This is a genomic window from Streptomyces sp. 11-1-2 (genome assembly GCF_003595545.1).
Taxonomy (GTDB): Bacteria; Actinomycetota; Actinomycetes; order Streptomycetales; family Streptomycetaceae; genus Streptomyces; species Streptomyces hygroscopicus_B.
On record NZ_CP022545.1, the window covers coordinates 5,054,808 to 5,080,924 of the forward strand.

At 70.1% G+C, this 26,117-nt stretch carries 22 protein-coding genes and 2 pseudogenes; 14 read left to right on the top strand and 10 right to left on the bottom strand.

What is annotated here, in order from left to right; translation table 11 throughout:
• Positions 1-15 precede the first annotated feature (15 nt).
• Entirely contained in the window at positions 16-300 is a 285-nt protein-coding gene (locus CGL27_RS21065) for a hypothetical protein (protein ID WP_119989264.1), read from the bottom strand.
• Between the two features lie 161 nt (positions 301-461).
• Positions 462-1,145 carry a PH domain-containing protein gene (locus CGL27_RS21070; protein ID WP_240450582.1) on the bottom strand — a complete coding sequence of 228 codons (684 nt, stop codon included), beginning with the start codon at positions 1,143-1,145 and terminating at the stop codon, positions 462-464.
• 125 nt (positions 1,146-1,270) lie between these two features.
• Between CGL27_RS21070 and deoC the strand changes: the two genes are divergently transcribed.
• The 7 genes from deoC to CGL27_RS21105 all read left to right on the top strand — a co-directional run bounded on the left by deoC (position 1,271) and on the right by CGL27_RS21105 (position 8,984).
• Positions 1,271-2,266, top strand: a complete 996-nt coding sequence (gene deoC / locus CGL27_RS21075; RefSeq protein WP_205587936.1) for a deoxyribose-phosphate aldolase — start codon at positions 1,271-1,273, stop codon at positions 2,264-2,266.
• Positions 2,267-2,272: 6 nt separating this feature from the next.
• A complete protein-coding gene (locus CGL27_RS21080) occupies positions 2,273-3,706 on the top strand; it encodes an aldehyde dehydrogenase family protein (protein WP_119989268.1) in 1,434 nt (477 codons plus the stop codon).
• Positions 3,699-4,559: an aldehyde dehydrogenase family protein gene (locus CGL27_RS21085; protein WP_119989270.1), complete on the top strand. Its 861-nt coding sequence runs from the start codon at positions 3,699-3,701 to the stop codon at positions 4,557-4,559. The genes CGL27_RS21080 and CGL27_RS21085 overlap by 8 nt, the downstream gene beginning before the upstream one ends.
• 155 nt (positions 4,560-4,714) lie before the next feature.
• Complete coding sequence (locus CGL27_RS21090; protein WP_119989272.1) at positions 4,715-5,740, top strand: amidohydrolase family protein; 1,026 nt, start codon at positions 4,715-4,717, stop codon at positions 5,738-5,740.
• A 124-nt stretch (positions 5,741-5,864) separates the two neighbouring features.
• Entirely contained in the window at positions 5,865-6,785 is a 921-nt protein-coding gene (locus CGL27_RS21095; RefSeq protein WP_119989274.1) for an amidohydrolase family protein, read from the top strand.
• Positions 6,786-6,872: 87 nt separating this feature from the next.
• Positions 6,873-8,225: an MFS transporter gene (locus CGL27_RS21100; RefSeq protein ID WP_119989276.1), complete on the top strand. Its 1,353-nt coding sequence runs from the start codon at positions 6,873-6,875 to the stop codon at positions 8,223-8,225.
• 117 nt (positions 8,226-8,342) lie between these two features.
• Positions 8,343-8,984, top strand: coding sequence for an ATP-binding protein (locus CGL27_RS21105; protein WP_119989278.1), 642 nt, complete (start codon positions 8,343-8,345; stop codon positions 8,982-8,984).
• A 165-nt stretch (positions 8,985-9,149) separates the two neighbouring features.
• Here the strand turns inward: CGL27_RS21105 and CGL27_RS21110 are convergent.
• Positions 9,150-9,931: pseudogene (locus tag CGL27_RS21110) on the bottom strand (SigE family RNA polymerase sigma factor).
• Positions 9,932-10,128: 197 nt separating this feature from the next.
• Between CGL27_RS21110 and afsQ1 the strand changes: the two are divergent.
• The 5 genes from afsQ1 (at position 10,129) to CGL27_RS21135 (ending at position 14,265) form a co-directional block, all read left to right on the top strand.
• The gene (gene afsQ1, locus CGL27_RS21115; RefSeq protein WP_174887374.1) at positions 10,129-10,803 is read left to right on the top strand and encodes a two-component system response regulator AfsQ1; all 675 of its coding nucleotides are present in this window, start codon (positions 10,129-10,131) and stop codon (positions 10,801-10,803) included.
• Positions 10,804-11,110: 307 nt separating this feature from the next.
• Positions 11,111-12,697: a HAMP domain-containing sensor histidine kinase gene (locus CGL27_RS21120; RefSeq protein WP_240451001.1), complete on the top strand. Its 1,587-nt coding sequence runs from the start codon at positions 11,111-11,113 to the stop codon at positions 12,695-12,697.
• Positions 12,694-13,308 (top strand): hypothetical protein, encoded by a 615-nt coding sequence (locus tag CGL27_RS21125; protein ID WP_078641922.1) that lies wholly within the window; start codon positions 12,694-12,696, stop codon positions 13,306-13,308. Before CGL27_RS21120 ends, CGL27_RS21125 begins: the two co-directional genes overlap by 4 nt.
• Before the next feature lie 113 nt (positions 13,309-13,421).
• Positions 13,422-13,997: a VanZ family protein gene (locus tag CGL27_RS21130; protein ID WP_119989281.1), complete on the top strand. Its 576-nt coding sequence runs from the start codon at positions 13,422-13,424 to the stop codon at positions 13,995-13,997.
• A gap of 61 nt (positions 13,998-14,058) precedes the next feature.
• Complete coding sequence (locus CGL27_RS21135; protein ID WP_078641924.1) at positions 14,059-14,265, top strand: PspC domain-containing protein; 207 nt, start codon at positions 14,059-14,061, stop codon at positions 14,263-14,265.
• A 124-nt stretch (positions 14,266-14,389) separates the two neighbouring features.
• Here the strand turns inward: CGL27_RS21135 and CGL27_RS21140 are convergent, their stop codons facing one another.
• Positions 14,390-14,647, bottom strand: coding sequence for a hypothetical protein (locus tag CGL27_RS21140; RefSeq protein WP_078641925.1), 258 nt, complete (start codon positions 14,645-14,647; stop codon positions 14,390-14,392).
• Between the two features lie 124 nt (positions 14,648-14,771).
• A complete protein-coding gene (locus CGL27_RS21145; protein ID WP_119989284.1) occupies positions 14,772-15,938 on the bottom strand; it encodes an adenosine deaminase in 1,167 nt (388 codons plus the stop codon).
• Positions 15,939-16,041: 103 nt separating this feature from the next.
• Here CGL27_RS21145 and CGL27_RS21150 point away from each other — a divergent pair, with 103 nt between their 5' ends.
• Positions 16,042-16,806 carry an alpha/beta hydrolase gene (locus CGL27_RS21150; RefSeq protein ID WP_078641927.1) on the top strand — a complete coding sequence of 255 codons (765 nt, stop codon included), beginning with the start codon at positions 16,042-16,044 and terminating at the stop codon, positions 16,804-16,806.
• A 576-nt stretch (positions 16,807-17,382) separates the two neighbouring features.
• On the opposite strand, the gene CGL27_RS21155 is transcribed toward CGL27_RS21150, so the two are convergent.
• Positions 17,383-18,768: an MFS transporter gene (locus tag CGL27_RS21155; RefSeq protein WP_119989285.1), complete on the bottom strand. Its 1,386-nt coding sequence runs from the start codon at positions 18,766-18,768 to the stop codon at positions 17,383-17,385.
• 62 nt (positions 18,769-18,830) lie between these two features.
• Between CGL27_RS21155 and CGL27_RS21160 the strand changes: the two genes are divergently transcribed.
• A complete protein-coding gene (locus CGL27_RS21160; protein WP_078647466.1) occupies positions 18,831-19,814 on the top strand; it encodes a LysR family transcriptional regulator in 984 nt (327 codons plus the stop codon).
• Between the two features lie 361 nt (positions 19,815-20,175).
• Here CGL27_RS21160 and bla read toward each other — a convergent pair.
• The 4 genes and pseudogenes from bla to CGL27_RS21190 all read right to left on the bottom strand — a co-directional run.
• Positions 20,176-20,992 (bottom strand): annotated as a pseudogene (bla, locus tag CGL27_RS21165) (class A beta-lactamase); the annotation flags it as partial.
• Positions 20,993-21,404: 412 nt separating this feature from the next.
• On the bottom strand, positions 21,405-22,139 hold the full coding sequence (locus CGL27_RS50125) for a hypothetical protein (RefSeq protein ID WP_162953034.1): 735 nt from the start codon (positions 22,137-22,139) through the stop codon (positions 21,405-21,407).
• Between the two features lie 21 nt (positions 22,140-22,160).
• Complete coding sequence (locus CGL27_RS21170; protein WP_119994479.1) at positions 22,161-23,378, bottom strand: helix-turn-helix transcriptional regulator; 1,218 nt, start codon at positions 23,376-23,378, stop codon at positions 22,161-22,163.
• Between the two features lie 1,397 nt (positions 23,379-24,775).
• Complete coding sequence (locus tag CGL27_RS21190) at positions 24,776-26,059, bottom strand: thymidine phosphorylase (protein ID WP_119989291.1); 1,284 nt, start codon at positions 26,057-26,059, stop codon at positions 24,776-24,778.
• Positions 26,060-26,117 lie beyond the last annotated feature (58 nt).

Sequence of the window (26,117 nt, forward strand, 5' to 3'; positions counted from 1 at the left end):
GGTGCCGGAGCCGTGTCAGATCCGGCTGAGGTAGCTGAACCCGGTGTCGGGTCCGACGCAGGACTGAAGGGTGAGGTCGCCCCAGCAGAGGCCGTGGGCGGGGGCACCGCGCCCCGGGTTCAGGTGGTGGGCGTAGCCGCGGTAGCGGAAGGTGCCGCACGGGCCGGTCACGGTGACGACCGTGCCGATGGGCAGGGTGGCGAACTGCTGGAAGCCGCGGTAGTCATGGCCGACGACGACGGCCGTACGCATCGCGGCGCCGTTCTCCGTGCCGTGGCCGAGGGGGTGGGCCCGGCCCACTGGACGGCGCCGCGACAGGCGTCCACGGCGTCCTGGCCGCCGCGGACGACCCGCGCCGGCCAGGAGCCGATGCGCAGCGTGGTGGCCGCCCCGTCCGCGTTCCGGACGCGCCCCGTCCGCGTTCCGGACGCGTTCCGGACGCGTTCCGGGCCGCGCGGCGCTCAGCCGATCGCCAGCATGATGACCAGCAGCACCGCACCCGCCAGCGTCGGCGCGATGACCTCGAAGGCCCACCGGACCTCGGGCGCCCCCTGGGCGCCATCGCGTTGGGCGTTGAGTTCGGCCATTTCGCGCAGGTCGCCGATCGCCACGTCGGAGGGGGCCCGCCGGTCCTCCCCGGCCTTGTTCGCCGACACATGGGCCGACGTACGGCTGAAGGGGTCCTCGGAGGCCGCCCTGGCCTGCTGTCTCGCGGCCCGCTTGCGCTGCCGCAGCGAGACCGGGATCGCCCAGAGCTGGTACCTCGCCCCGCCCGCCAGCACCTCGCTGGTGTATCCGGCGCGCAGCCCCTCGACCGAGGCCCAGGGCAGTGTGACCGTACGGAACGGGTTGCGGACGAGCAGCCGGTCCTGCCCCGCGTACACCGCCGGGCGCACCGTGAAGGCGATCACCACCGGCACCGCGAACAGCAGCCCGGCCAGCGCCAGCCACGGCGTCCGTCCCTCGCCCCGGATCATCGCGTCGATGCCCAGCCAGCCGCTGAGCGCGAGCAGCAGCACCCCGCCTCCGATGCCGCTCGGGGAGCGGTAGACGCGGTCCGAGAAGGTCTCGGGCACCGAGGAAGGCACCGAGGAAGGCACCGAGGAGGATGCGGCGGGGGCGGAGTCGTCGTCCGGGCTCGTCATGCGCCCGATTGTGCACCACACTCCCGGGACGGGGGACGCCCAGGGATCGCTCGCCCCGGCCCCCAGGGAATCCGGGGGCGGGGGTGACATCCGACTACGCGCGTAGATATGCTCATCTGGTGACCATGCCCACCACAGTTCCCGCATACGGCAAAGAGGCCGCGGAGCGACTCGCGTCGATGGCGGACGTGACCGCCGACGACCGCGCCCTGCGCCGCTTCCTGCACGGCCTGCCGGGCGTCGACGCGGTCGGCCTGCAGGCCCGTGCCGCGACCCTCGGCACCCGCTCGATCAAGACCACGGCGAAGGCGTACGCCATCGACCTGGCGATCTCGATGATCGACCTGACGACCCTGGAGGGTGCCGACACCCCGGGCAAGGTCCGGTCCCTGTGTGCCAAGGGGATCAACCCCGATCCCACCGACCGCACCGCCCCGCGGGTCGCGGCGATCTGCGTCTACGGCGACATGGTGGCCACCGCCAAGGAGGCCCTGAAGGGCAGCGGCATCCACGTGGCGGCCGTCGCCACCGCCTTCCCCTCCGGCCGGGCCGCGCTGCCGGTCAAGCTGGCCGACACCCGGGACGCGGTGGCCGCCGGGGCGGACGAGATCGACATGGTGATCGACCGCGGCGCCTTCCTCTCCGGCCGCTACCTCGACGTCTTCGAGGAGATCCGGCAGGTGAAGGACGCCTGCGTCCGCGAGGACGGCACCGCCGCCCACCTCAAGGTCATCTTCGAGACCGGTGAGCTGCAGACGTACGACAACGTCCGCCGCGCCTCCTGGCTGGCGATGCTCGCGGGCGCGGACTTCATCAAGACCTCCACCGGCAAGGTGGCCGTCAACGCGACCCCGCCCGTCACCCTCGTCCTGCTGGAGGCGGTCCGCGACTTCCGCGCCGCGGTCGGCGTGCAGGTGGGCGTGAAGCCCGCGGGCGGCATCCGCACCTCCAAGGACGCGATCAAGTACCTGGTGATGGTCAACGAGACGCTGGGCGGCGAGTGGCTCTCCCCGGATTGGTTCCGCTTCGGCGCCTCCAGCCTCCTCAACGACCTGCTGATGCAGCGCCAGAAGCTCAGCACCGGCCGGTACTCCGGTCCCGACTACGTGACGGTGGACTGATACGCCATGCCCGTTTTCGAGTACGCACCGGCGCCGGAGTCCCGCACGGTCGTCGACATCGCCCCGTCCTACGGCCTGTTCATCGACGGGGAGTTCGGCGAGGCGGGCGACGGCAAGGTCTTCAAGACCCTCTCCCCCTCCTCCGAGGAGGCCCTCTCCGAGGTCGCCCAGGCCGGCGCCGAGGACGTGGACCGCGCGGTCAAGGCCGCCCGTAAGGCGTTCACGGCCTGGTCCGCGCTCCCCGGCTCGGAGCGCGCCAAGTACCTCTTCCGCATCGCGCGCATCATCCAGGAGCGCTCCCGCGAACTGGCCGTCCTGGAGTCGCTGGACAACGGCAAGCCGATCCGCGAGTCGCGCGACGCCGATCTGCCCCTGGTCGCGGCCCACTTCTTCTACTACGCGGGCTGGGCCGACAAGCTCGCGTACGCCGGCTACGGCACGGACCCGAAGCCCCTGGGCGTCGCCGGCCAGATCATCCCCTGGAACTTCCCGCTCCTGATGCTGGCCTGGAAGATCGCCCCGGCGCTCGCCACCGGCAATACGGTCGTCCTCAAGCCCGCCGAGACGACGCCCCTGAGCGCCCTGTTCTTCGCGGACATCTGCCGTCAGGCCGGGCTCCCCAAGGGCGTGGTGAACATCATCACCGGCGACGGCTCGACCGGCGCCGAGCTGGTCGCCCACCCCGGGATCGACAAGGTGGCCTTCACCGGCTCCACCGAGGTCGGCAAGGCCATCGCCCGTACGGTGGCCGGTACGAAGAAGAAGGCCACCCTCGAACTCGGCGGTAAGGCCGCGAACATCGTCTTCGACGACGCCCCCATCGACCAGGCGGTCGAGGGCATCATCGGCGGCATCTTCTTCAACCAGGGCCATGTCTGCTGCGCGGGCTCCCGCCTCCTGGTCCAGGAGTCCGTCCAGGACGAGCTCCTCGACGCGCTCAAGCGCCGGATGGGCACCCTGCGCGTGGGCGATCCGCTGGACAAGAACACCGACATCGGCGCCATCAACTCCGCCGAGCAACTGGCCCGGATCCGTGCGCTGGCCGACGCGGGCGAGGCCGAGGGCGCCGAGCGCTGGGCCCCGGAGTGCGAACTGCCCAGCTCCGGCTACTGGTTCGCGCCCACCCTCTTCACCGGCGTCACCCAGGCCCACCGGATCGCCCGCGAGGAGATCTTCGGCCCGGTGCTGTCGGTGCTCACCTTCCGCACCCCCGAAGAGGCCGTGGCCAAGGCGAACAACACGCCGTACGGGCTGTCGGCGGGCATCTGGACGGAGAAAGGTTCGCGCATCCTGTGGATGGCGAACAAGCTCCGGGCGGGCGTGGTGTGGTCCAACACGTTCAACAAGTTCGACCCGGCCTCTCCGTTCGGCGGCTACAAGGAGTCGGGATACGGCCGCGAAGGCGGCCGTCACGGCCTGGAGGCATACCTCGATGTCTGAACGACTCTCGGTCCTGAAGACCTACAAGCTGTTCGTGGGCGGCAAGTTCCCACGCTCGGAGAGCGGGCGGGTGTACGAGGTGACCACAGCGAAGGGCCAGTGGCTGGCCAACGCCCCCCTGGCCTCCCGCAAGGACGCCCGGGACGCGGTCGTCGCCGCGCGCAAGGCGTTCGGCGGCTGGTCCGGGGCCACCGCGTACAACCGGGGCCAGATCCTCTACCGCGTCGCCGAGATGCTGGAGGGCCGCCGCGACCAGTTCGTCCACGAGGTCGCCGACGGTGAGGGGCTGAGCAAGGCCAAGGCCACCGCGCAGGTCGACGCCGCGATCGACCGCTGGGTCTGGTACGCGGGCTGGTCGGACAAGACGGCCCAGATCGCCGGGTCCGCCAACCCCGTCGCCGGGGCGTACTTCAACCTCTCCTCCCCCGAGCCGACCGGCGTGGTCACGCTCCTCGCGCCCCAGGACTCGTCCTTCCTCGGCCTGGTCTCGGTGATCGCCCCCGCGATCGTCAACGGCAACACGGCCGTGGTGGTGGCGAGCGAGAAGTCCCCGCTGCCCGCCCTCTCCCTGGCCGAGGTGCTGGCCACCTCCGACCTCCCGGGTGGCGTGGTCAACATCCTCTCCGGCCGTACCGCCGAGATCGCCGCCCCGCTCGCCGCGCACCAGGACGTCAACGCGATCGACCTCGCCGGCGCGGACGCGGAGCTCGCGGTCGAGCTGGAGAAGGCCAGTGCGGAGAACCTGAAGCGGGTCCTTCGTCCACAGCCTGTGGATTGGGCGGCCGATCCCGGCACCGGCAGGCTCCTCGCCTCCCTGGAGACCAAGACCGTCTGGCATCCGATGGGCACCTAGCCCACGCCTAGCCCCGCGATTTCGCACCACCGCAGCTCCGCCCCCGCGACGCCCGTTTCCCGGACATCGCGGGGGCCTTTTTTCGTCGCACATATTGTCAACAATTTCATCGACAGTTAGGTTGCGAGGAACCTCACGCCGAGAAGGAACAGCGAATGATCATCGACTGCCATGGCCACTACACCACCGCGCCACCGGCGCTGGAGGCATGGCGCACCCAGCAGATCAACGGACTCACCGACCCCGCCGTCGCCCCCTCCCGCGCCGATCTGCACGTCGGCGACGACGAGCTGCGCCACAGCGTCGAGCCGAACCAGCTCCGGCTGATGGACGAACGCGGCATCGACCTGACGGTCTTCTCACCCCGGGCGTCCTTCATGGCCCACCACATCGGCGATCTCCACACCTCCGCCGAGTGGGCGGCCCTCTGCAACGAGCTGTGCTTCCGCGTCAGCGCGCTCTACCCGGAGCGCTTCGCCCCCGCCGCCATGCTTCCGCAGTCGCCGGGCGTCGATCCGGCCACCTGCGTGCCCGAACTCATCCGCTGCGTGGAGGAGTACGGGGCCGTGGCGGTCAACCTCAACCCCGATCCCTCGGGCGGCCGCTGGACGGCCCCGCCGCTGACCGACCGCTCCTGGTACCCGGTCTACGAAAAGCTGGTGGAGTACGACATCCCGGCGATGGTGCATGTGAGCACCAGCGTCAACCCCGCCTTCCACACCACCGGGGCGCACTACCTCAACGCCGATACGACGGTGTTCATGCAGCTCGTGCAGGGCGATCTGTTCGCGGACTTCCCCACCCTGCGGCTGATCATCCCGCATGGCGGCGGCGCCGTTCCGTATCACTGGGGCCGGTTCCGCGGCCTGGCGATGGCCCTCGGCAAGCCGCCCCTGGAGGAGCACGTCCTGGGCAATGTCTTCTTCGACACCTGCGTCTACCACCAGCCCGGCATCGACCTCCTCCTCGACGTCATCCCGGCCCGGAACATCCTCTTCGCCTCCGAGATGATCGGCGCCGTCCGCGATGTCGACCCCCGGACGGGCCGGCACTTCGACGACACCCGCCGCTACACCGAGGCCGCCGGGCTCTCCGCGGCCGATCTGACCGGCATCTACGAACATAACGCCCGTACCGTCTACCCTCGCCTGGACGCCCTGCTGACAAGGCGGGGGCGCTGATGGCTACCGCCTGGTCCGCTGATCGCGATCACAGGTCCCCTGATGACGGCCTCCGGTCCGCGATGACGACCGCACGGCCCAGGAGGACGACCGCAGGGCCGCTCACTCGCCCAGAGGAGCCCTCATGAGCACGCTCTCCCCCAAGACCCCGGGCTGGCTGGACTGGCACCCCGACCCGTCCCGGCCCGCCTTCGCCCTGCCGCCGGGCACCGTCGACGCCCACTGCCATGTCTTCGGCCCGCAAGCCGCGTTCCCCTTCGCCCCCGAGCGCAAGTACACGCCCTGCGACGGCGGCAAGGACGACCTCTTCGCCCTCCGCGACCACCTCGGGGTCGGCCGCAATGTGATCGTCCAGGCGACCTGTCACGGCGCGGACAACAGCGCCATGGTCGACGCCGTCCAGGCGTCCGGCGGCCGGGCGCGCGGCATCGCGACCGTACGCCCGGATGTCACCGACGCCGAGCTGCGCCGGCTGGACGCGGCGGGGGTGCGCGGGGTGCGCTTCACCTTTCTGCGGCGTCTGGCCGACGCCGCGCCCCAGCACGATCTGGCCGCCATCGCGAAGCGGATCGCCCCGCTCGGCTGGCATGTCGTCCTCTACTTCGAAAGCGCCGACCTGCCCGAGCTGGAACGTTTCTTCAACTCCCTGCCCACCCCCCTCGTCGTGGACCACATGGGACGCCCGGAGGTGACCGAACCGGCCGCGGGACCGGACTTCAGCCGCTTCCTGCGGTTCGCCGAACGCGACGAGGTGTGGGTGAAGGTGACCTGCCCCGAGCGCCTCAGCGTCACCGGGCCCCCGGCCCTGAACCCGGAGCGGCACCCGTACACCGATGTCGTGCCCTTCGCCCGCCGCGTGATCGAGGAGTTCCCCGATCGGGTGCTGTGGGGCACGGACTGGCCGCATCCCAACCTCACCGGCCAGATGCCCGACGACGGACTGCTGGTCGACTACGTGCCCCAGGTGGCGGTCACCGCCGAGCAGCGGCGGAAGCTGCTCGTCGACAACCCCATGAGGTTCTACTGGCCCGGCGAAGGCGCCTGACCCCGGTCCGCCCGCCGAGACCCGACCCCGTCCCCTCCCGCCTCATCCTCCCCGCCCTCCTCCCCGCCTCTTCGACAAGGGCCGCCCATGCAGCACTCCAATGCGGTGAACCGGCTGAACAGACTCCCCATCTCCCGGTTTCACAAGATCACCTTGCTGGCCGTCTCCTTCGCCTACTTCTTCGAGTTCGCGGACATCAACACCTTCGCCACCACCGCTCCCCAGCTCATCGACCTCTGGGGCATCACGGTCGACCAGATCGCCTACGTCACCTCGCTGTCGTTCGTCGGCATGTTCATCGGCTCCGTGATCGCGAGCACCCTCGCCGACCGCTGGGGCCGCAAGAAGGCGCTGCTCCACACCACGCTGTGGTTCGGGGTCTTCTCCCTGGTCTCGGCCTTCTCCTGGGACGTCGTCTCACTGGGCGTCTTCCGGGTGCTGACCTCGGCGGGGCTGTCCGCGATGACCGTCGTGGCGGTCATCTACGTCAACGAGATGTATCCGGCCGCCGTACGCGGCAAATACCAGGCGTACGCGATCGTCATCGGCATCTGCGGCACCCCGGCCACCAACCTCATCGCCAGCCTCGTCGTACCGCTCAGCGACTGGTCATGGCGGCTGGTCTACCTGTGGGGCGCCCTCGGCCTCCTCTTCATCCTCTTCACCCGGCACCTGACGGAGTCCCCCCGCTGGCACGAGAGCAGGGGCGAGTACGACGCGGCGGAGGCGATCCTCACCGAGATCGAGACCCGGGTCGCCGCCGAGAAGGGCCCGCTCCCCGAGCCCGCGCCGCCGATCGACGAGACCCGGCCCGCCAAGGCGTCGCCCCGCCTCCTCCTGCGGAAGCGGTACCTCGGGCCGACCTTGCTGCTCACGGTCCTGTGGGTGACCCAGACCATCGGCTTCTTCGGCTACTCGAGCTGGGCGCCCACCCTGCTGGCCAAGGAGGGCTTCAGCGTCGAGAAGTCGGTCTTCTATGTGGCGCTCACCACCGTGGGCGCTCCGCTCGGCTCGTTCCTGGCCTCCCTGGTCACCGACCGGTTCGAGCGCAAATGGTGTCTGGTGGCCTTCGGCACGGTGATCGCGCTGTGCGGTCTGCTGTACGGGCTGACCTTCAACCCGGTCCTGATCGTGGTCTTCGGCTTCCTGGTGAACCTCTTCGAGCGCGGCTACACGGCCCTGGGGTACGCCTACTCCCCCGAGCTGTTCGACACCCGCGGCCGCTCGCTGGGCACGGGCGTCTCCTACGGGCTCGGCCGTCTCTCCAACGCCGCCGGACCGCTGATCATCGCGGCCCTCTACCACCGCACCGGCTATCAGAGTGTCTTCTACTTCATCGCCGGCATCTGGCTCCTGGGCGCCCTCATCCTGGCGGTCTTCGGCCCCCGCACCCGCCCGGCCCGCACGGCGGCGGCGGAACGGCCACGCGCGGTCGTCTGACGGGGCGCAGGCACACGGGCGGTGACGTGGCGACGTGGTGACACGGCGACGTCGGACGTTACGTCGTCGGTCACGCGGGGGTCACGTGCGCGAAATGATGCGTCACACTGATGTTCCGTGACCAGCCAACCGCCTTCCGCCCGTGTCGTCCTGCTCACCGGCCCCTCGGGCTCGGGAAAGTCCTCCCTCGCGGCCCGCACCGGGCTGCCCGTGCTCAACCTCGACGACTTCTACAAGGAGGGCGACGACCCGACGCTCCCGCAACTCGCCGACGGCGGGGGCGCCGACTGGGACTCGCCACGCTCCTGGGACGCGGACGCGGCGGTCGCGGCGATCGAGACGCTGTGCCGTACGTCACGGACGACCGTGCCGCTGTACGACATCGCCACCAGCTCCCGCGTCGGCGAGGAGGCGCTGGCCATCGGACGGGCGACGCTGTTCATCGCCGAGGGGATCTTCGCGGCCGACATCATCGGGCGGTGTGCCGATCTCGGGGTGCTCGCGGACGCGCTCTGTCTGCGCGGCCGTCCTTCCACCACCTTCCGGCGCAGACTGCTGCGCGATCTGCGGGAGGGCCGTAAGCCCGCGGGCTATCTGCTGCGGCGCGGCTGGCGGCTGATGCGCGCGGAGCGCGGGATCGTGGCCCGGCAGACGGCGCTGGGCGCGTACGCGTGCGGCAAGGGCACGGCGCTGGGCCGGATAGCGGCCGCGACGGCGGGAGGGCGGGTCCCCGCCTCCGGCGAGAAGGCGTCCGTGTAGCGAGCAAAGGCGCGGGAAAAGGCGTGAGGCCGGACAATCCCCCTCGGATGTCCGACCTCGCGCCTGTTTCCCCCGTGCTCCCCCGATTTCTTGTTCCCCTCCCGTTTCCCCCGTGTTCCCCCGGTTTCCCCCGCTTTCCCCCCGCCTTCGGTCGTCCAGCCGCCGTCAGGCGACCAGTTCGCCGAAGGACTCCTCCTCGTTACGGCCGAAGCTGAGGGTCTCGTCCTCGCGCAGCCGGCGCAGTGAGCGCCAGATGCTGCTTTTGACCGTTCCGACACTGATGTTCAGGATGTCCGCGATTTCCGGATCCGTCCGGCCCTCGTAGTAGCGCAGCACCAGCATCGTGCGCTGCAGCTCGGGGAGCCGGGCCAGGGCCTGCCACAGCACGGCGCGCAGCTCGGTGCCGCGCATCGCGTCATGGTCGCCCACCGTCTCCGGCAGCTCCTCCGTCGGGTACTCGTTGAGCTTGCGCCGACGCCAGGCGCTGATGTGCAGATTGGTCATGGTACGGCGCAGATAGCCGCCGACCGCCGCCTTGTCGCTGATCCGGTCCCAGGCCCGGTAGGTCGAGAACAGCGCGCTCTGCAGCAGGTCCTCGGCCTCGAAGCGGTCACCGGTCAGGTGGTAGGCGGTTGCGTACAGGGAGGCGCGGCGCTCCTGGACATAGGCGGTGAACTCCGCCTCCGACGCGGTGCGCCGCTCCCCCTCTGCTTCCCTGTACGAGCTTCCCCCGTGTCCCCCCGGTCCCCCGTTGTCCCCCCGAGGCCGTGACCGGCCTCCTTCTCCCCCGTGATCGCGTCAATGGCCACCATGTAAGGAGGCCGCTGACGCCCGGCGCCGCGAGCGCACCCCCGCCCGCTCACGGCACCGGACTTCTCGTTGCCCCGGCCGGTGTCGTGGAGGCGCGTGCGAACTGCGCTGGTGTTCGTGAAGTGCAGTGTGCTCATTCCGCGCCCCCCGTCGGTGGAGCCTGATCGGTCTGCTGGCTGCCCCGGCCGGTGTCGTTCCGCCCGGTGCACAGAAGACTTTGCCGGGTCAGTTTCATGGGGCTGTCTGTCGACTGTCACAGGCTCGTCACAGGCGATCGGACCGATAAACCCCTGACGGTCGAACTACAGGCCCCTTGTAGGCCAGAATGACCAACGTGCCTTTCCTGTTGCTGATCGAGGACGACGACGCCATCCGCACGGCCCTCGAACTCTCTCTGTCCCGCCAGGGCCACCGTGTGGCGACCGCGGCGACGGGCGAGGACGGCCTGAAACTGCTGCGTGAGCAGCGGCCGGATCTGATCGTGCTCGATGTGATGCTGCCCGGGATCGACGGCTTCGAGGTGTGCCGCCGGATCCGCCGTACCGACCAGTTGCCGATCATCCTGCTGACCGCGCGCAGCGATGACATCGACGTCGTCGTCGGCCTGGAGTCGGGCGCCGACGACTATGTGGTCAAACCCGTCCAGGGCCGGGTGCTGGACGCCCGGATCCGCGCGGTGCTGCGGCGTGGCGAGCGGGAGGCCAACGATTCCGCGGCCTTCGGCAGTCTGCTGATCGACCGCGCGGCCATGACGGTCACCAAGAACGGTGAGGACCTGCAGCTCACCCCCACCGAGCTGCGGCTTCTGCTGGAGCTCAGCCGCCGGCCGGGGCAGGCGCTGTCCCGTCAGCAGCTACTGCGGCTGGTCTGGGAGCACGACTACCTCGGCGACTCGCGGCTGGTCGACGCATGCGTACAGCGGCTGCGCGCGAAGGTGGAGGACGTCCCGTCGTCGCCGACGCTGATCCGTACGGTGCGCGGGGTCGGATACCGGCTGGACGCGCCATAGTGAGCGACGCACGTGCGGCCACCCGCCCGCAGCCGACGACGATGCCCGCACCCCCGCCGCACAGGCGGAGAAGCGAACAAACCAGCACAGTGAGCGACGCACGTGCGGCCACCCGCCCGCAGCCGACGACGATGCCCGCACCCCCGCCGCACGGGCGGAGAAGCGAACAAAACGGCACAGCGGGGACTATGCGTGGTGCGCGCCGGGGCGGAGAAGTACGGAATTGAGCGCAGTGAGCGACGAGCCCGGTCGGGCCCGGGGCTGGGCCGCGGGGCTCTTGCGGTGGTTCAGCCTCCGGCTGCGGCTGATGCTGGTCTTCGGCCTGGTGGCGCTGACCGCCGCCGTGTCCGCGTCGGCCATCGCGTACTGGCTGAACCGTGACGCGGTGCTGACCCGTACCCAGGACGCGGCGCTGGACGAGTTCCGTAAATCGCTGAAGGACGACACCGACCCGCTGCCCTCCCTCCCGACCTGTTCCGAATTGCGGGACGCCGCGGGTCGTATGGCGGACAACACCCAGAAGTACGAGGTGCTGCTGATCACCCGGACCCGGGACGCCGGAAGCTGTCCGGCGGCCTCGGACAAGGCGCTGTTCACGCTGGACGCGGTGCCCGCGTCGCTGCGGCGCGCGGTGGACCAGAAGCGCCCGGTGGGCAAGGGGAACACCTCGCCGTACCACCTCTACTGGCAGCGGATCACGCTGGACGGCACCCCGTATCTGGTCGGTGGGGCCAAGGTGAACGGCGGCGGGCCGACCGGCTACATGCTCAAGTCCCTGGACACCGAGCGCCAGGATCTGAACTCGCTGGCCTGGTCGCTGGGGATCGCCACCGGGCTCGCGCTGATCGGCGCCGCGCTGCTGGCGCAGGCCGCCGCGGCCACGGTGCTGCGGCCGGTGCAGCGGCTCGGGGAGGCGGCGCACCGGCTGGGCGAGGGGCATCTGGACACCCGGCTGCAGGTCTCGGGCTCCGATGAGCTGGCCAATCTCTCCCACACCTTCAACCGGGCCGCGGAGCGGCTGCAGAAGCGGGTGGCGGAGCTGTCCGCGCGGGAGGCGTCCAGCCGGCGCTTCGTCGCGGACATGTCGCATGAGCTGCGGACCCCGCTCACCGCGATCACGGCCGTCTCGGAGGTGCTGGAGGAGGAGGCCGATTCCCTCGACCCGATGATCGCTCCGGCGGTGCAGCTCGTGGTGAGCGAGACCCGGCGGCTGAACGACCTGGTGGAGAACCTGATGGAGGTGACCCGCTTCGACGCGGGCACGGCCCGGCTGGTGCTCGACGATGTCGATGTCGCCGACCAGGTGACGGCGTGCATCGACGCCCGCGCCTGGCTGGACGCGGTGGAGCTGGACGCGGCGCGTGGGATCGTGGCCCGGCTGGATCCGCGGCGGCTGGATGTGATCCTGGCGAATCTGATCGGGAACGCGCTCAAGCACGGCGGCTCGCCGGTGCGGGTCTCGGTGCGCACCGACGGCGATGAGCTGCTGATCAAGGTCCGGGACCACGGTCCCGGCATCCCCGAGGATGTGCTGCCGCATGTCTTCGACCGCTTCTACAAGGCGAGCGCGTCCCGCCCGCGCTCGGAGGGCAGCGGGCTCGGGCTGTCGATCGCGATGGAGAACGCGCATATCCACGGCGGCGACATCAGCGCCGCGAACTCCCCGGAGGGCGGGGCCGTCTTCACGCTGCGGCTGCCGATGGACGCCTCCCGGATCGCCTCCGACGAGGCCGGGGACGAGCTGGGCGAGCTGGGCGATCTCGACCGCGAGGGCGCCGCCGAGGGCGAGCGCGACGACGGCGGCAGGGCCAGGGGCAAGGGCAGGACCTGGGGCAAGGGCAAGGGCAGGAATTCGGCCAGGGGCACGGGCCGGAACGAGGAGGGCGGGCCATGAGCGCGCGGTGGAGCCGGTCGGCCGCTCTTCTGCTGGCCGGCGCGGTCGCACTGCTGGCGTCCGGCTGCGGGATACGCGGCACCTCGGTGCCGGTGGACGCCGGGGCCGCGCCCTCGCGGGCGTCCTGCCGGGCGCCGGAGTCGGAGCGGGCCGCCGAGGGGATGAGCAGGGCCTCCGTACGGATCTATCTGCTGTGCTCCTCGCGGGTCCTGTCGGTGAGCCGGACCACCCGGCTGGGCGACGAGAAGGCGTCCCAGGAGCCGGTGCGGGTCGCCCAGGCGCTGCTGGAGCAGCTGCGGCTGCCGCCGACGGCGGCCGAGGCGGCGGCCGGGTTCACCACGGCGGTCGAGGACTGGGTGGAGATCTCCGGTCCGGCCAAGGACGACCCGGACAGCGCGCTGCGGCTGAGCCGACCGCCGGAGGAGATCCAGTCCCTGGCGCTCGCGCAGATCGTCTGCACTCTCGCGGACACCACGGTGGCCGGGGATGACGGCAAGGTGGTGCTCGGCGGCCCGGACAGCCAGCGGGATCCGCTCAAGGCGTACCAGTGCACCGAGGAGATGCGCCGCAATCCCATGATCGCGGTCAACTCCGGGGTCCTGGTCTCCTGATTCGTTACCTGCCGGTACCGCCTCGTCCCAGGTCGGCGACTTGTCGGTAACAAGGTGCTGACCAGCGGGGCGCGGGCGGAACCACGACCCCCGCGGGCGGCGTCCTGAAGTGCGTGCAGGGTCCTTTCGGCCGCAGGGCCGCCTTTCGCTACCGCGTCGCGGGCTTCGTCCTCCTCGTCGCACATCTCGTGTTCGTCTGCTGGCTGACCCTGCGACCGACGAACGTGCCCTGGGTGTCCGCCGCGACCCTCGAACCGCTGGCCACCATCCGCGCCGATCTGGCGCTCAGCCCCTGGGGGGCCGCCCGTTCCATCGGAGGCGGGCTGTTGCTGCTCGCGCCGCTGGGGGTGCTGCTGCCGCTGGCCGGGGGGCGGGTGGAGGCGTATCCGCTGGCCTCGCTGGCCCGTACGGCCTTCAGCGGGGCGATGGCGGCCATGGGGGTGGCGCTGCTGCGCAGCGAGGTGACCGGGCAGATCATGAACGTGGACGCGGTGCTGCTGAACACCGTCGGGGTCGCTCTCGCGCACGTACTGGTGGTCCCCGCCGTCCGGACGTGGCTCCGCCGTCGGGCTGACCGGGGCCGGGCCGCGCCCCTCCCCCGGGACGACGGCGCCCTGGTCCCGACCCCGACGATTCCCAGGGTCGGGATCGCGCCGTGGAGCGACGTCTCCTCCAGCACCCGGACATAGCGTTGAGGACATCGGGAACTTGGCTCTTCCCGAGCCCACTCGACGAGGAGGAGTCCCCATCATGAGCGCACCGCTGGTCCGCCCCCGCCACGAGAAGAAGATCGCCGGTGTCTGCGCGGGTCTCGCCCGGCGCTTCGGGACCACGCCGACGACGATGCGGGTGCTCTTCGTGGTCTCGTGTCTGCTGCCGGGGCCGCAGTTCCTGCTCTATCTCGCGCTGTGGTTCCTGCTTCCGGCGGAGGACGCCGCCTACCGCGAGGCGTGGTGACCCTGCTCCACCGGCGTCGCGGCGTCGCGGCGTCGCGGCGTGATCCTGGAATACAGCCCATACGGAACGGCCGGGCCGCACGCCCCATCGGGATGTGCGGCCCGGCCGTGTGCCCAGGTGGGGATCAGCCCAGCTTGAAGAGGCTGCCGGTCGGCAGACCTTGCAGCGGGAGCTGCCCCAGCACACCCTGGCCGGGCTTGGCCTGGGGGGCGGCGGGCTTTCCGGCGGGCTGGGCGGCGGGCTGCCCCGGGGCGGCGACACGGCCCGCGGAGCCGCCCGGGACCGGCGCGCTGGCGGCAGCGGACGCGGCGCTGCCTCCGGTGATGACGGCGACGGCGCCGAGGGCAATGACACCGAGAGTCTTGAGCGTTCCCTGCTTCATCAGAAATCTGTCCTTGAGACGGGGGCTTGACCGATACGGAAACGTAGCCATGGATTTCGGCTGCCCGCAAACGCCGAAAACGGCCCCCGATACCCCGCCCAGGTCATGATCCCCGTGCGCTCGTTCAGCGGCCCTCGGGCACGGAATCCCTGGTCACGGCCGACGCGGAGGCCACATTTCGGAACAGCCATTCGGACTTCAGCTCGGCGTATCCGGGCTTGATCACGTCACTGATCATCGCCAGACGTTCGTCAAAAGGAATGAAGGCCGATTTCATGGCATTGACCGTGAACCATTGCATGTCGTCAAGCGTGTAATGGAACGTTGATACAAGATGCTGGAATTCCGCGCTCATGCTCGTCCCGCTCATCAGACGATTATCCGTATTCACGGTCGCGCGGAAATGCAGTCGGCGGAGCAGCCCGATGGGGTGCTCGGCGTAGGAACTGGCCGCGCCCGTCTGGAGGTTGGAGGTCGGGCACAGCTCCAGCGGAATGCGCTTGTCGCGCACGTACGAGGCCAGGCGGCCGAGGGCGAGGGAGCCGTCGTCCGCGACCTTGATGTCGTCGATGATGCGGACGCCGTGGCCCAGCCGGTCGGCGCCGCACCACTGGAGCGCCTGCCAGATGGACGGCAGTCCGAACGCCTCGCCCGCGTGGATCGTGAAGTGGTTGTTCTCCCGCTTCAGATACTCGAAGGCGTCCAGGTGCCGGGTGGGCGGGAAACCGGCCTCGGCGCCCGCGATGTCGAAGCCGACCACGCCCAGATCGCGGTAGCGGTTGGCGAGTTCGGCGATCTCCAGGGCGCGGGCCGCGTGGCGCATCGCGGTCAGCAGGGCGCCCACCCGGATGCGGTGGCCGTTCTCCCAGGCCCGCCGCTCCCCTTCACGGAAGCCCTCGTTGACCGCCTCGACGACCTCTTCCAGGGTCAGCCCGCCCTCGAGGTGCTGTTCGGGGGCGTAGCGGATCTCGGCGTAGACGACGCCGTCCTCGGCGAGGTCCTCGGCGCATTCGGCGGCGACCCTGACGAGCGCGTCGCGGGTCTGCATCACGCCGACGGTGTGGGAGAACGTCTCCAGATAGCGCTCCAGCGATCCGGAGTCCGCCGCCTCACGGAACCAGACGCCCAGCTTGTCGGGCTCGTTCTCCGGCAGCGCGTCGTACCCCGTCTCCCTCGCGAGGTCGACGATCGTGCCGGGGCGCAGCCCGCCGTCGAGGTGGTCGTGGAGCAGCACCTTGGGGGCGCGGCGGATCTGTTCGGGGGTGGGCTCATGGCTGTGCTCGCTCGTCATCTGGGCACCATAGCCCCTACGCGCGTAGAACATGAGGGATAGATACGGAACAGTGACCCGCACGGGTAGTGGAGTACACCAATCCTTCTGCGATCGTGTCGCCATGGCTCAGCAAGCGTTGCCCGAGCGGGGCGCACGGCTGGGGCGGCCGATGGGCGCGGCCGCCACGCAAAGGACCGTACACGGTGTGGTGCTGCTCCTCCCCGAGGGCGAACCCAACGGGACGAGACGGCCCTCCAGACTCACGGCGGCCGCGGCACTGCCGCTGGCCCGGCGGCTGATCCGGGCGGGCCGGGAGGAGGGGCTGGCCGGTCATGTCGTCCACTACCGGCGCCGCGGCTGGAACGGGGCCGCCGCCGATCCCGCCTCCGATGCCGCGTGGGCCGTGGAGGAGGTGGTACGGCGCTACGGCGATGTGCCGGTCTGCCTCGCGGGCCACGGCATGGGCGGACGCGCCGCCCTCCGCGCCGCCGGCCACCCGGCCGTCGCCTCGGTGGTGGCGCTGGCGCCCTGGCTTCCGGCGCCGGACGAGGTGCTCGAACCCGAGCCGGTGAAGCAGTTGGTGGGACGGCAGGTGCTGATCGCTCACGGCACGAACGACGAGCGGTCCGACCCCGAGCTGTCCTACCGGCTGGCGGAGCGGGCGAAGAAGGCCAATCGCGATGTGTGCCGCTTCGAGGTGCACACCGACGGGCACGGGCTGCATCAGCACCGCTCCGAGGTGCAGGCGCTGGCCGTGGACTTCCTCCTCGGCTCCCTCTTCCACTCCGGCTTCTCCCGCCCGGTCGCCGACGCGCTGGCGGCTCCGCCGCCGCTGGGACTGCGGATGCCGCTGGCGGCGGGCTTCGGGGCGAACCTGCGGCGCTGAGCGCTTGGTTGTGCGTGTGCGCCCGGCCCCCGTCCGTGCGGCTTCCGCGCCGCACGGACGGGGGCCGGGCGCGTCGGAGGCTTGTGCATCCTGCCGAGCGCGGCGCCGCCTCGCGCCTTCGGCGCCTCCGGCGCCTTGGAGCAGGGTCGGGGTACCGGGCAGTCCCTCGCCGTCGGCCGCCGGGCCGGTGAGGGGGCGAGGCCGCGCCCCCGCCCTGCCCGCTGGTCAGTCGCGCCGACGGCGCGAGACGAGGCCCGCCCCGGCCGAACGGCCTCCCATGGGCCACCCAGTGCCGGACCCGCCCGCGGCAGGAGCCGCCCGCACGGGCCGGGAGCCCGCACAAGGCCGGGAGCCCGCACAGGCGAAGGGGCCGTCCCGCCGGGACAGTGGCGGGGCGGCCCCTTCGGGCTTCATGAGGTCGGCCTCAGTGGATCGGTGGACGTCGGCCGTGGTGCGGAGCGCCCTGAAGGGGCGCGGGGCTGTGTCGATGTGCGGCTCCGCCGCATGGGCGCGACGAGCCACGACGGTGCCGCGGACGATCGACGGCCGGCAGGTCACGGCACATCCAGCGGAGCATCAGGCGGCCACGCCGACCAGTTCGCGGCGCGCGGCCTCCGCGCGCCGTTCGGCCTGCGCCTTGCGCGTCGCGTACACCGTGATCGCCGCCGCGCCGCCGACCGCCACCAGACCCATGGCGACCGTGCCGCCCCATCCGGCCGCGTGGAAGGCGAGTGCGCCCAGCGCACCGCCCACGCTGCTGCCGATGTAGTACGACGCCTGGTAGAGCGCCGCGGCCTGGGCACGCCCGGTCTTGGCCGTACGGCTCACCGCCGAGGACGCCGCCGCGTGGCCCGCGAAGAAGCCCGCGGTGATCAGCACCAGACCGGCCAGCACCGCCGGGATCGAGTTCAGCAGGGACAGCAGCAGTCCGGCCGCCGTCGTGGACACCGCGACGTACAGCGCGCCGCGCCGCCCGAGCCGGCCGACCAGCTTGCCGGTCGCCGCCGAGGAGACCGTGCCGACCAGGTAGATCAGGAAGATCGAGCCGATCAGGCTCTGCGAGAGGCCGAAGGGCTCGGCCACCAGGCGGTAGCCGATGACCGTGTAGACCCCGCCGAAGACCGTCATGAACAGCGCGCCGATCGCGTACAGCCGGCACAGCAGCGGATCGGAGAGATGCCCGGCGAGGGTGCGGGCCAGCGCCCGCGGGCTCACCGCGGCCGGGGTGAAGTTCCGGGCCTTGGGCAGCAGCAGCCGGAAGGCCGCCGCGCACAGCAGCGCCATCGCGCCGACCGCGGCCAGCGCGACGCGCCAGCCCCAGGCGTCCGCCACCCAGCCGGTGAGGATCCGGCCGCTCATACCGCCGACGCTGTTACCGGCCACGAACAGCCCGATCGCGCCGACCAACGCCTTGGGGTGAACTTCCTCCGAGAGATACGCCATCGCGGAGGCCGGGATCCCGGCCAGCGCCACGCCCTGGACCGTGCGCAGTCCGATCAGCCAACCCAGGTCCGGTGCGAACGGCACCAGCAGGGCGAGGACGACCGCGACCGTGAGCGAGCCGGTCATCATGGCGCGTCGGCCGAACCGCTCGGACAGCGCGCTCAGCGGCACGACCGCGAGCGCCAGGCCCAAGGTGGCCGCGGAGACGCTCCAGCTGGCCTGGTCCGCCTGGACCCGCAGATCGTCGGAGATCGCGGGGAGCAGCGCCTGGGTCGAGTAGAGCAGGGCGAAGGTGGCGAGTCCGGCGGTGAAGAGGGCGAGCCGCATCCGGACGTAACCGGGGTGGCCCGGGCTCATCTGCTTGGACGCGGGGCTCGCGTCGTTCGCGGGGTTCGCCGCGCTCGCGGGGTTCGCGGCCTTCGCGGTGGCGGGCTGGGAGGAGTTCGGGGTCGTCGACATCGAAGCGGAGGCGTCCACACGGTGGGTTCCGGTGGACGCCCCGGTATCAGCAGGAGGCATGGTTCGACCGTACGTAAGCACGGTTGATGCGTCCAATGCACGGAATGGCGATAATCAATCCACTGCCGCATGAGCAAAGGTCAGGGGCGCCCGTGTCACGCATCAGTTACGAAAACGACATTCCGGTGACAGCAGATGTCGAGGCGGAGTCCTGGGCCGCCGCCCTCACACCGCGCCTCGCCCAGTTCGCCGCCGTCGCCCGCCATGAGCATGTGACGCGCGCCGCACAGGAGATGGGGGTGCCCCAGTCGACGCTCAGCCGGGCGATGGTCCGGCTGGAGGAGGACCTGGGCGTGGCGCTCTTCGCCCGCCGGGGCCGTACGGTGGCGCTCACCCCGGCGGGACGGACGTTCCTGCACTCGGTCGAACGGGCCCTCGCCGAAGTCGACCGCGCCGCCGAGTCCGTACGGGCCGACGCGGATCCGGCGGCGGGCCTGGTCTCCTTCGGCTTCCTGCACACGCTGGGGACCGAGACCGTGCCCGGTCTGATCCGGAGCTTTCGGGTGGACCATCCGCGAGTGCGGTTCCAACTGGTCCAGAACTACGGCGAGGCGATGCTCGAGCGGATGCGCGCGGGCGGCCTCGACCTGTGCCTGACCTCCCCGGTGCCGGACGCCCCCGATCTGGTCGCCCGCCGCCTGGACGAACAGCGGCTGCGGCTGGTGGTCCCCGACGACCACCGACTGGCCGGGCGCCGCCGGGTCCGGCTCGCCGAGGCCGCCTCGGAGCTGTTCGTCACGCTGGAACCGGGCTACGGGCTGCGGCGCATCACCGATGCGTTGTGCGCCGAGGCGGGATTCACGCCGCGGATCGCCTTCGAGGGCGAGGAGGCGGAGACGCTGCGCGGCCTGGTCGCGGCGGGCCTCGGGGTGGCCCTCCTCCCACCTCCTGCCGTTCCCCGCCCCGGGGTGGCGGAGCTGACCGTCACCGCGCCGCGTGCCGTCCGCGAGATCGGGGTCGCGTGGCTGGACGGCCACCCGGACACGCCGCCGGTGGCGGCCTTCAAGACGTTTCTGCTGAGCCGGCGGGGTCAGTTGCTGACGTAGGGGTGCGTGGGTGTGCGGGTGCGTGGTGGTTGCTGGGGTGCGCGGTCGGTTGTGTGGTGGGTGCCGGGGGCGGGGCCTCCGGTGCGGCGCCCTGGACCGCATATTTACGGCGCCGGTGCCCGGGAACGTGGAGTGGGCCGGAGATTGGCGCCACAAATATGCGAAAGCGTCCAGGACACCACCCCTCCGACCCCACCCCCTCCCGCCGTCCGCGGCCGCCCGCCGGTGGCACCAGGGCGCCTGGTCGTTCCGTGTTCAGCCCGGGGGCGGTGGCCTCCGTCCGGGGTCAGCTGAGTGCTTCGACCGCCAGTGCGGTGGCCTTGGCGATCAGGGGGTCGACGGCCTCGGCGTCCTGCTGCTACCGGGTGGAGAGGACGGCCAGCGCGATCGGCGCCCGGTTCGGGGGCCAGTCGATGCCCACGTCATTGGTGGTGCCGTAGCGGCCGGTCCCGGTTTTGTCGCCCACGGTCCAGTCGGCGGGAACGCCGGCACGGATGCGGGCGTCGCCCGTCGTGTTCGCCACCAGCCAGCCCGACAGCCGTTCACGGTCCCCGGTGTCGAGGGCGCGGCCCACGGCCAGCCGGGCGTAGGTCTGCCCGATGGCCCGCGGGCTGGTGGTGTCGGTCACCCGCCCAGGCTCGGCGGAGTTCAGATCCGGCTCCCAGCGGTCGAGCCGGGTGACCCCGTCCCCCAGGGAGCGGCAGGACCGGGTGATCGCAGTGGGGCCGCCGAGCTCATGGAGCAGGAGGTTCATCGCGCCGTTGTCGCTGTAGGAGATCGCCGCGGCGCACAGCTCCTCGACGGTCAGCCCGTTGGCGATGTTCTCGGGCGTACCGGTGATCGGGATATGACCGGCCGTCTTGACGTCGTCCTCGGTGTAACGGATGCGCCGGGCGAGGTACTCTCCGTTCCGGTCCAGATCCCTGAGCACGGCCCCGACCGCGAGGGTCTTGGAGACCGAACAGATCGGGAACCGCTCATCGGCGCGGTGGAGCACCGTCCTGCCGGTGGCGGTGTCGAGGGCGAAACACCCCGAGCCGGGCGTCGTACTCCCGCTCCAGCTCCCCCATCCGCCCCGGGATCCCCTCCCGCGCCGAGGCGTGCGTCGGCAGCAGAACAGCGAGCGCCGTACCAGCGCCGAAGGAGAGCAGTGCACGGCGGGACGTGCGGGCACCCATGGTCTTCACAGCGGGACGTCCTCTCGTTGCGCTGATCGTTTCGCAACAAAAGACGCCCGGGCCGGGCGACGCGTTCCGTAATCTTCTTCTGCTTGACGCCCGGAGGCAGCAGGCACGGGGCGCTGACCTCGCGAAGGAAGCTGTTCTCCTCGCCGTACGTCTCCGCGGAGATGCAGAAATAGTCCTTCGGGCTCTCAGGACGACCTGCGCGCCCTCCGTATTCCCGTTCTTCCAACTCTTTGCGGAGCGCTGGACCGCCGCCACGTGTTCCGCCCTCGGACACCGACCAGCCCGTCAGCTCATCCGCCGCGGCCGAGGTCTTGATACGGCACCGATCATCTTCTCGCGCAGGTCATCGGAGTTGACGCGATCGACCATGTGCCCGGGTATCCGGCCTAACCGTCCACGACGGTCAGGCCACCGACTGCCCTGCTGGGTCGACTACGGGGCTTCGGTCATCGCGCCAGTCAGCATCAGCGCCACTGGTCGGCGGCTCGTTTTCCGGTGACTCGGTGCGCCTAGCTTCCAATTCATTGGCCACTGCACGGAAAAGCTGGGCCATGGCATTGGCCTGCTTCTCGTGGGCCTTCCTTGCCTTCTTAGATTCTTCGGCAAGTACGTGCGTACTCCACTCCAGAGATTCCCTGTTCAGAAGTGAATGCTGAAGCACGTCGAGGTCAATGGTGTACGTCAGTGGCTCCACCACACCCAACGGACCCGCCGACTTCACAACTACCGTGTATCGGCGCGGCAGATCTGACGCGAATAGCTTATGGCCTACATCCACGAGAAATGTCAACTGCCGTTTTGGTGGCAGTACCGGAATCTCACGGGATACCGCTGCATTCAGAGTTTGCTCGACATCATCCCCGAGAGTCGACCGAAGGGGCGGGTCTACCGTGACCTTCACGTCACGTGCCATCGTGGGTCCAGTATTCTCGATGGAGAAAACGAGCAGTTGCGAGCCCGGCACGCGCTCACGAATTTCTGCAACCACGTACGGCTGAACTTGTTCCTGCTGGGCTTTTTCAGTTAGCTCATTAGCCCTCTTCGCTGCCTTCATCTGCTGATGGGTGTAGATGAAGGTCCCCACGGCAGTTCCGACAGAAATGATGATGGCAATCAGCGCAAGTGTCGTTTCAGCCACGGACGCGCTCCTGTGTTCACGTTAAGCCACTTCATGCTCACCGAGCAGAGCGGCGACTTCCGGTACGTCTGCATACTCCTGCAACCGGCCAAGTATGACCCGCACTCTTTCCGCCGTGCGTTCTGAAGCGATGTCGGCCGAAATGGTGATGACCCGTTCCGCCACTGTCGCCGCTTCTTCAGGCTCATTGGCGTCAGCAAGAGCGACAGCGAGCCAAGACAGATACAGCGCCATTTCGCGCGTGTGCGTGGCGTCGTACTCGCTGAGCACTTCCCGAAGCAACGGCACTGCGCGCAAGGGGCGGTGAAGCTCCGTATAGACACGTGATTCCATGACACGGAGTTCCCCGGCATCTACCCAATACAGGTAGGCAGGCGACTCGGTGCCGTCGCTGTCTTCGCTGAGCGCCTGCCCGGCTTCCCCCAGTGCACGCATGGCTTGTTGGCCGTTCTCAGTGCCCCCGGCTTTTGTGTGCGCCCAGGCCACACGGTCCAGATACAGCGCGCGGGCTTTCGGGGGCGCTTCGGCGCGTGCGTCATTGAACGCCGCCTGAGCGAGCCTGACCCCTTCGGATTCCCGCCCCGTATTGCTGAATTGATAGGCCAGCGATCCTGCGATATTCCCGGAAAGGATGTAATCCTCGGCCTGCCTTGCAGCGCCGATTCCTAGCCTGTAGATGCGCTCTGCCTCTACATGTTGTCCGGCGTCACTCGCAATCCATCCGGCAATCTGTGTCAACTCACCGATTTGCCGTAGCAGTTGCCGTCCTACTTCGCTGCTGTGGGTTCCCTCACGGTACAGCTTCACGGCTGAGCGGAGTTCCCGGAGCGCTGGGCGGATTAGGTCGCCTCCGGCAAGGACGTCGTCGGCAAGTCTGAGCCCATGCACGCGCTGTTGTAGGTCGTCCACCGCACGCATGCCGATACGGCACCCCTTGCGGGCTTCCAACGGGCTTAGGGGGTCGCCTTCGGGCAGGAAGTCAGCGAGTGTCGGCAACGGCGGTGCAGCGGGCTCCTGAGGCGTTCTCAGAACTTCCACGGTCACGCCTAAGGCGGTGGCAATGAAGGGCAACCATTCCCGAGGTGTGCGCTTCCCGTTCTCCCACCGGCTGACTTCCTGCCGCCCCACTGGATCACCGGCTAATCCGGCTGCCCGGCAAACCTCACGCGCTAGCCGTGCCTGACTCCACTCGTGCTCTTCGCGTAGGCGTCGGATGTTGGCCCCGATGTCGCTGCCCATGTGCCAATTGTGGCCGACAGTTGGCCTACAGGGGGCCACTATGCAGTCACTCATTGGAGCGGAAGCGTGGGGAGGGCAGCAAGGACCCCCGCGACCGTGCGACCGGCCCGGGGGCGTGGCCATCAACCCCATGGAGGTTGACGACGTGTCCCAAGCTACAGCGAGGCTGTTCCTGCCGTTGCTACAGCTCTTACTTCCCCCTGTAGGTCGTCACCGGGCGACTGATCAGCGATCGTTCTCCCGGCCCATGAGTGCCCCCCGTGTAGCCGCGCTGAGTGGTGAGGACATCGGGCTTGTCCGGCCGTACTTGGTTGCTCATGAGCGACGGCAGCAGCGGGTGCGCCGCCGTGCCCTGTATCTGGCCGCTCACGGCGTCGGTTTCGGCCCCCGGCGGATTCGCGGAGCGGAGGTGTCCGCATGACCGGCCGGTCAACTGACGCATCAACGCCTTCGGCCGAGAACTGCGACCTATGCGACGCGTTACTGCGCCAGCAAGCGGAGCACCGACGCAAAGGCGACGTCCAGATGGCCGCCGCATGCGTGCGTGAACGCCAGTGGCATCACAAGGGGCCAATGCACCAGGAGGAGTCATGAGGGATCACGACACCTATATGACGCTCCGCGTGTCCCGGGACGGGGGGAAGACGTTCGGGCCCCAAGTCGTGTACAGCGCCGCCAACAACCCGCTGCTGCCGCTCATGTCGGACCGATGGCCGATGTGCAGGTGCCCCCGATGCCAAGTCAGCGCCGATGTAGCCGAGCAACAGCTACAGGTAGTGCTGGCGAGGATCAGCGCCCGACGCACCCTCGGGGGGCCGGCATGAGAAGCTCCGGCGCCATCATGACCATCCGGGTGTCCCGGGACAGCGGGAAGACGTACGGCCCCGTGCGCGTCCACGATGCCGAGAAAGACAACCTCCTGCCGATCGTGCCGCACAGATGGCCTGTGTGCGCATGCCGTCCGTGCACGGCACGTCCCGGGTCGGCGATGGAACGGCACGCACTAGCGCGGATCGTGATCGACATCGCTATGGAAAACGCGGGCGTACCCGCGAAGCTGTACGAAGGGGGATCATGAAGCGAGCGGCCAAGGCGATGGGACGTTGGCTGTTCGACGTCACAGCGCTGATCATCATCTACGGGACCTGCGCTGCCGTATCTACGGGACCTGCGCTGCCGTCGTGGTGATCACCTACAGCGGGAAGCTGTAACCCACCAGACCGGCCCCGCCCATGAGCTGACCCCCGCAGCATTGGGCGGGGCTTCCGTGCGCCTGCCGACGTACGCACCACGCGCGTCTGTTTTGGGCAGGCACCCACCCGGATGCCCGAAGCTCATGCCCATCCACGTTGAGCTCTGACTTCTGTTCCCCCGTCGAACGATGCGGCCGAAGCAGCTCACCCCTGGGCGATGCGTTCCAGCACGATCGGGGTGGCGGTGAACTCCGTGTTGTGGGGCGCGTAGGTGGCCGCGTCCTTCAGTGCCTCCAGGGCGTAGGCGAAGGCCGACGGGGTGTCGGTGTGGAGGGTGAGGAGGGGCTGGCCCGCCGTGACGCGGTCGCCCGGTTTGGCGTGGAGTTCGACGCCCGCGCCCGCCTGGACCGGGTCCTCCTTGCGGGCGCGGCCCGCGCCCAGGCGCCAGGCGGCCAGGCCCACCGCGTAGGCGTCGAGGCGGGTGAGGACCCCGTCGGCGGTGGCCGTGACGACGTGGTGTTCGCGGGCCACCGGGAGCGGGGCGTCGGGGTCGCCGCCCTGGGCGGCGATCATGCGGCGCCAGTGGTCCATCGCCGTGCCGTCGGCCAGAGCCTTGGCGGGGTCGGCGTCCGGCAGGCCCGCCGCGTCCAGCATTTCGCGGGCCAGGGCCAGGGTGAGCTCGACGACATCGGCCGGGCCGCCGCCCGCCAGGACCTCCACGGACTCGCGGACCTCGAGGGCGTTGCCCGCCGTGAGACCGAGTGGGGTGGACATGTCGGTGAGGAGGGCGGTCGTCCGGACGCCGTGGTCATTGCCGAGGCCGACCATCGTGGTGGCCAGTTCGCGCGCCGAGTCGATGTCCTTCATGAAGGCGCCGGAGCCCACCTTGACGTCCAGGACCAGAGAGCCGGTGCCCTCGGCGATCTTCTTGGACATGATCGAGGAGGCGATGAGCGGGATCGACTCGACCGTCCCGGTGACATCGCGCAGCGCGTACAGCTTCTTGTCGGCCGGGGCCAGGCCCTCGCCCGCCGCGCAGATGACCGGGCCCACATCGCGCAGGACGGCCAGCATGTCCTCGTTGGACAGCTGTGCGCGCCAGCCGGGGATGGACTCCAGCTTGTCGAGGGTGCCGCCGGTGTGACCGAGGCCCCGGCCGGAGAGCTGCGGTACGGCGGCTCCGCAGGCGGCCACGAGGGGGGCGAGCGGCAGGGTGATCTTGTCGCCGACGCCGCCGGTGGAGTGCTTGTCGGCGGTCGGGCGCGGCAGGGAGGAGAAGTCCATCCGCTCACCGGACGCGATCATCGCGGCGGTCCAGCGGGCGATTTCGGCCCGGTCCATGCCGTTGAGGAAGATCGCCATCGCGAGTGCGGACATCTGCTCGTCCGCCACCTCGCCGCGCGTATAGGCGTCGATGACCCAGTCGATCTGGGCGTCGGTCAGGCGGGTGCCGTCGCGCTTGGCGCGGATGACGGAGATGGCGTCCATGGGGGCGGTACGGGGCCTTTCGTGTGCAGGGGGCCGACCGGGTGGGCCGGGGCGTCGC

What these genes read in the sequence shown, in the direction of transcription:
- CGL27_RS21070 (WP_240450582.1), bottom strand. Translation starts at nt 1,145, where the DNA reads ATGACGAGCCCGGACGACGACTCCGCCCCCGCCGCATCCTCCTCGGTG.
- deoC (WP_205587936.1), top strand. Translation starts at nt 1,271, where the DNA reads ATGCCCACCACAGTTCCCGCATACGGCAAAGAGGCCGCGGAGCGACTC.
- CGL27_RS21080 (WP_119989268.1), top strand. Translation starts at nt 2,273, where the DNA reads ATGCCCGTTTTCGAGTACGCACCGGCGCCGGAGTCCCGCACGGTCGTC.
- CGL27_RS21085 (WP_119989270.1), top strand. Translation starts at nt 3,699, where the DNA reads ATGTCTGAACGACTCTCGGTCCTGAAGACCTACAAGCTGTTCGTGGGC.
- CGL27_RS21090 (WP_119989272.1), top strand. Translation starts at nt 4,715, where the DNA reads ATGATCATCGACTGCCATGGCCACTACACCACCGCGCCACCGGCGCTG.
- CGL27_RS21095 (WP_119989274.1), top strand. Translation starts at nt 5,865, where the DNA reads ATGAGCACGCTCTCCCCCAAGACCCCGGGCTGGCTGGACTGGCACCCC.
- CGL27_RS21100 (WP_119989276.1), top strand. Translation starts at nt 6,873, where the DNA reads ATGCAGCACTCCAATGCGGTGAACCGGCTGAACAGACTCCCCATCTCC.
- CGL27_RS21120 (WP_240451001.1), top strand. Translation starts at nt 11,111, where the DNA reads ATGCTGGTCTTCGGCCTGGTGGCGCTGACCGCCGCCGTGTCCGCGTCG.
- CGL27_RS21125 (WP_078641922.1), top strand. Translation starts at nt 12,694, where the DNA reads ATGAGCGCGCGGTGGAGCCGGTCGGCCGCTCTTCTGCTGGCCGGCGCG.
- CGL27_RS21135 (WP_078641924.1), top strand. Translation starts at nt 14,059, where the DNA reads ATGAGCGCACCGCTGGTCCGCCCCCGCCACGAGAAGAAGATCGCCGGT.
- CGL27_RS21140 (WP_078641925.1), bottom strand. Translation starts at nt 14,647, where the DNA reads ATGAAGCAGGGAACGCTCAAGACTCTCGGTGTCATTGCCCTCGGCGCC.
- CGL27_RS21145 (WP_119989284.1), bottom strand. Translation starts at nt 15,938, where the DNA reads ATGACGAGCGAGCACAGCCATGAGCCCACCCCCGAACAGATCCGCCGC.
- CGL27_RS21150 (WP_078641927.1), top strand. Translation starts at nt 16,042, where the DNA reads ATGGCTCAGCAAGCGTTGCCCGAGCGGGGCGCACGGCTGGGGCGGCCG.
- CGL27_RS21155 (WP_119989285.1), bottom strand. Translation starts at nt 18,768, where the DNA reads ATGCCTCCTGCTGATACCGGGGCGTCCACCGGAACCCACCGTGTGGAC.
- CGL27_RS21170 (WP_119994479.1), bottom strand. Translation starts at nt 23,378, where the DNA reads ATGGGCAGCGACATCGGGGCCAACATCCGACGCCTACGCGAAGAGCAC.
- CGL27_RS21190 (WP_119989291.1), bottom strand. Translation starts at nt 26,059, where the DNA reads ATGGACGCCATCTCCGTCATCCGCGCCAAGCGCGACGGCACCCGCCTG.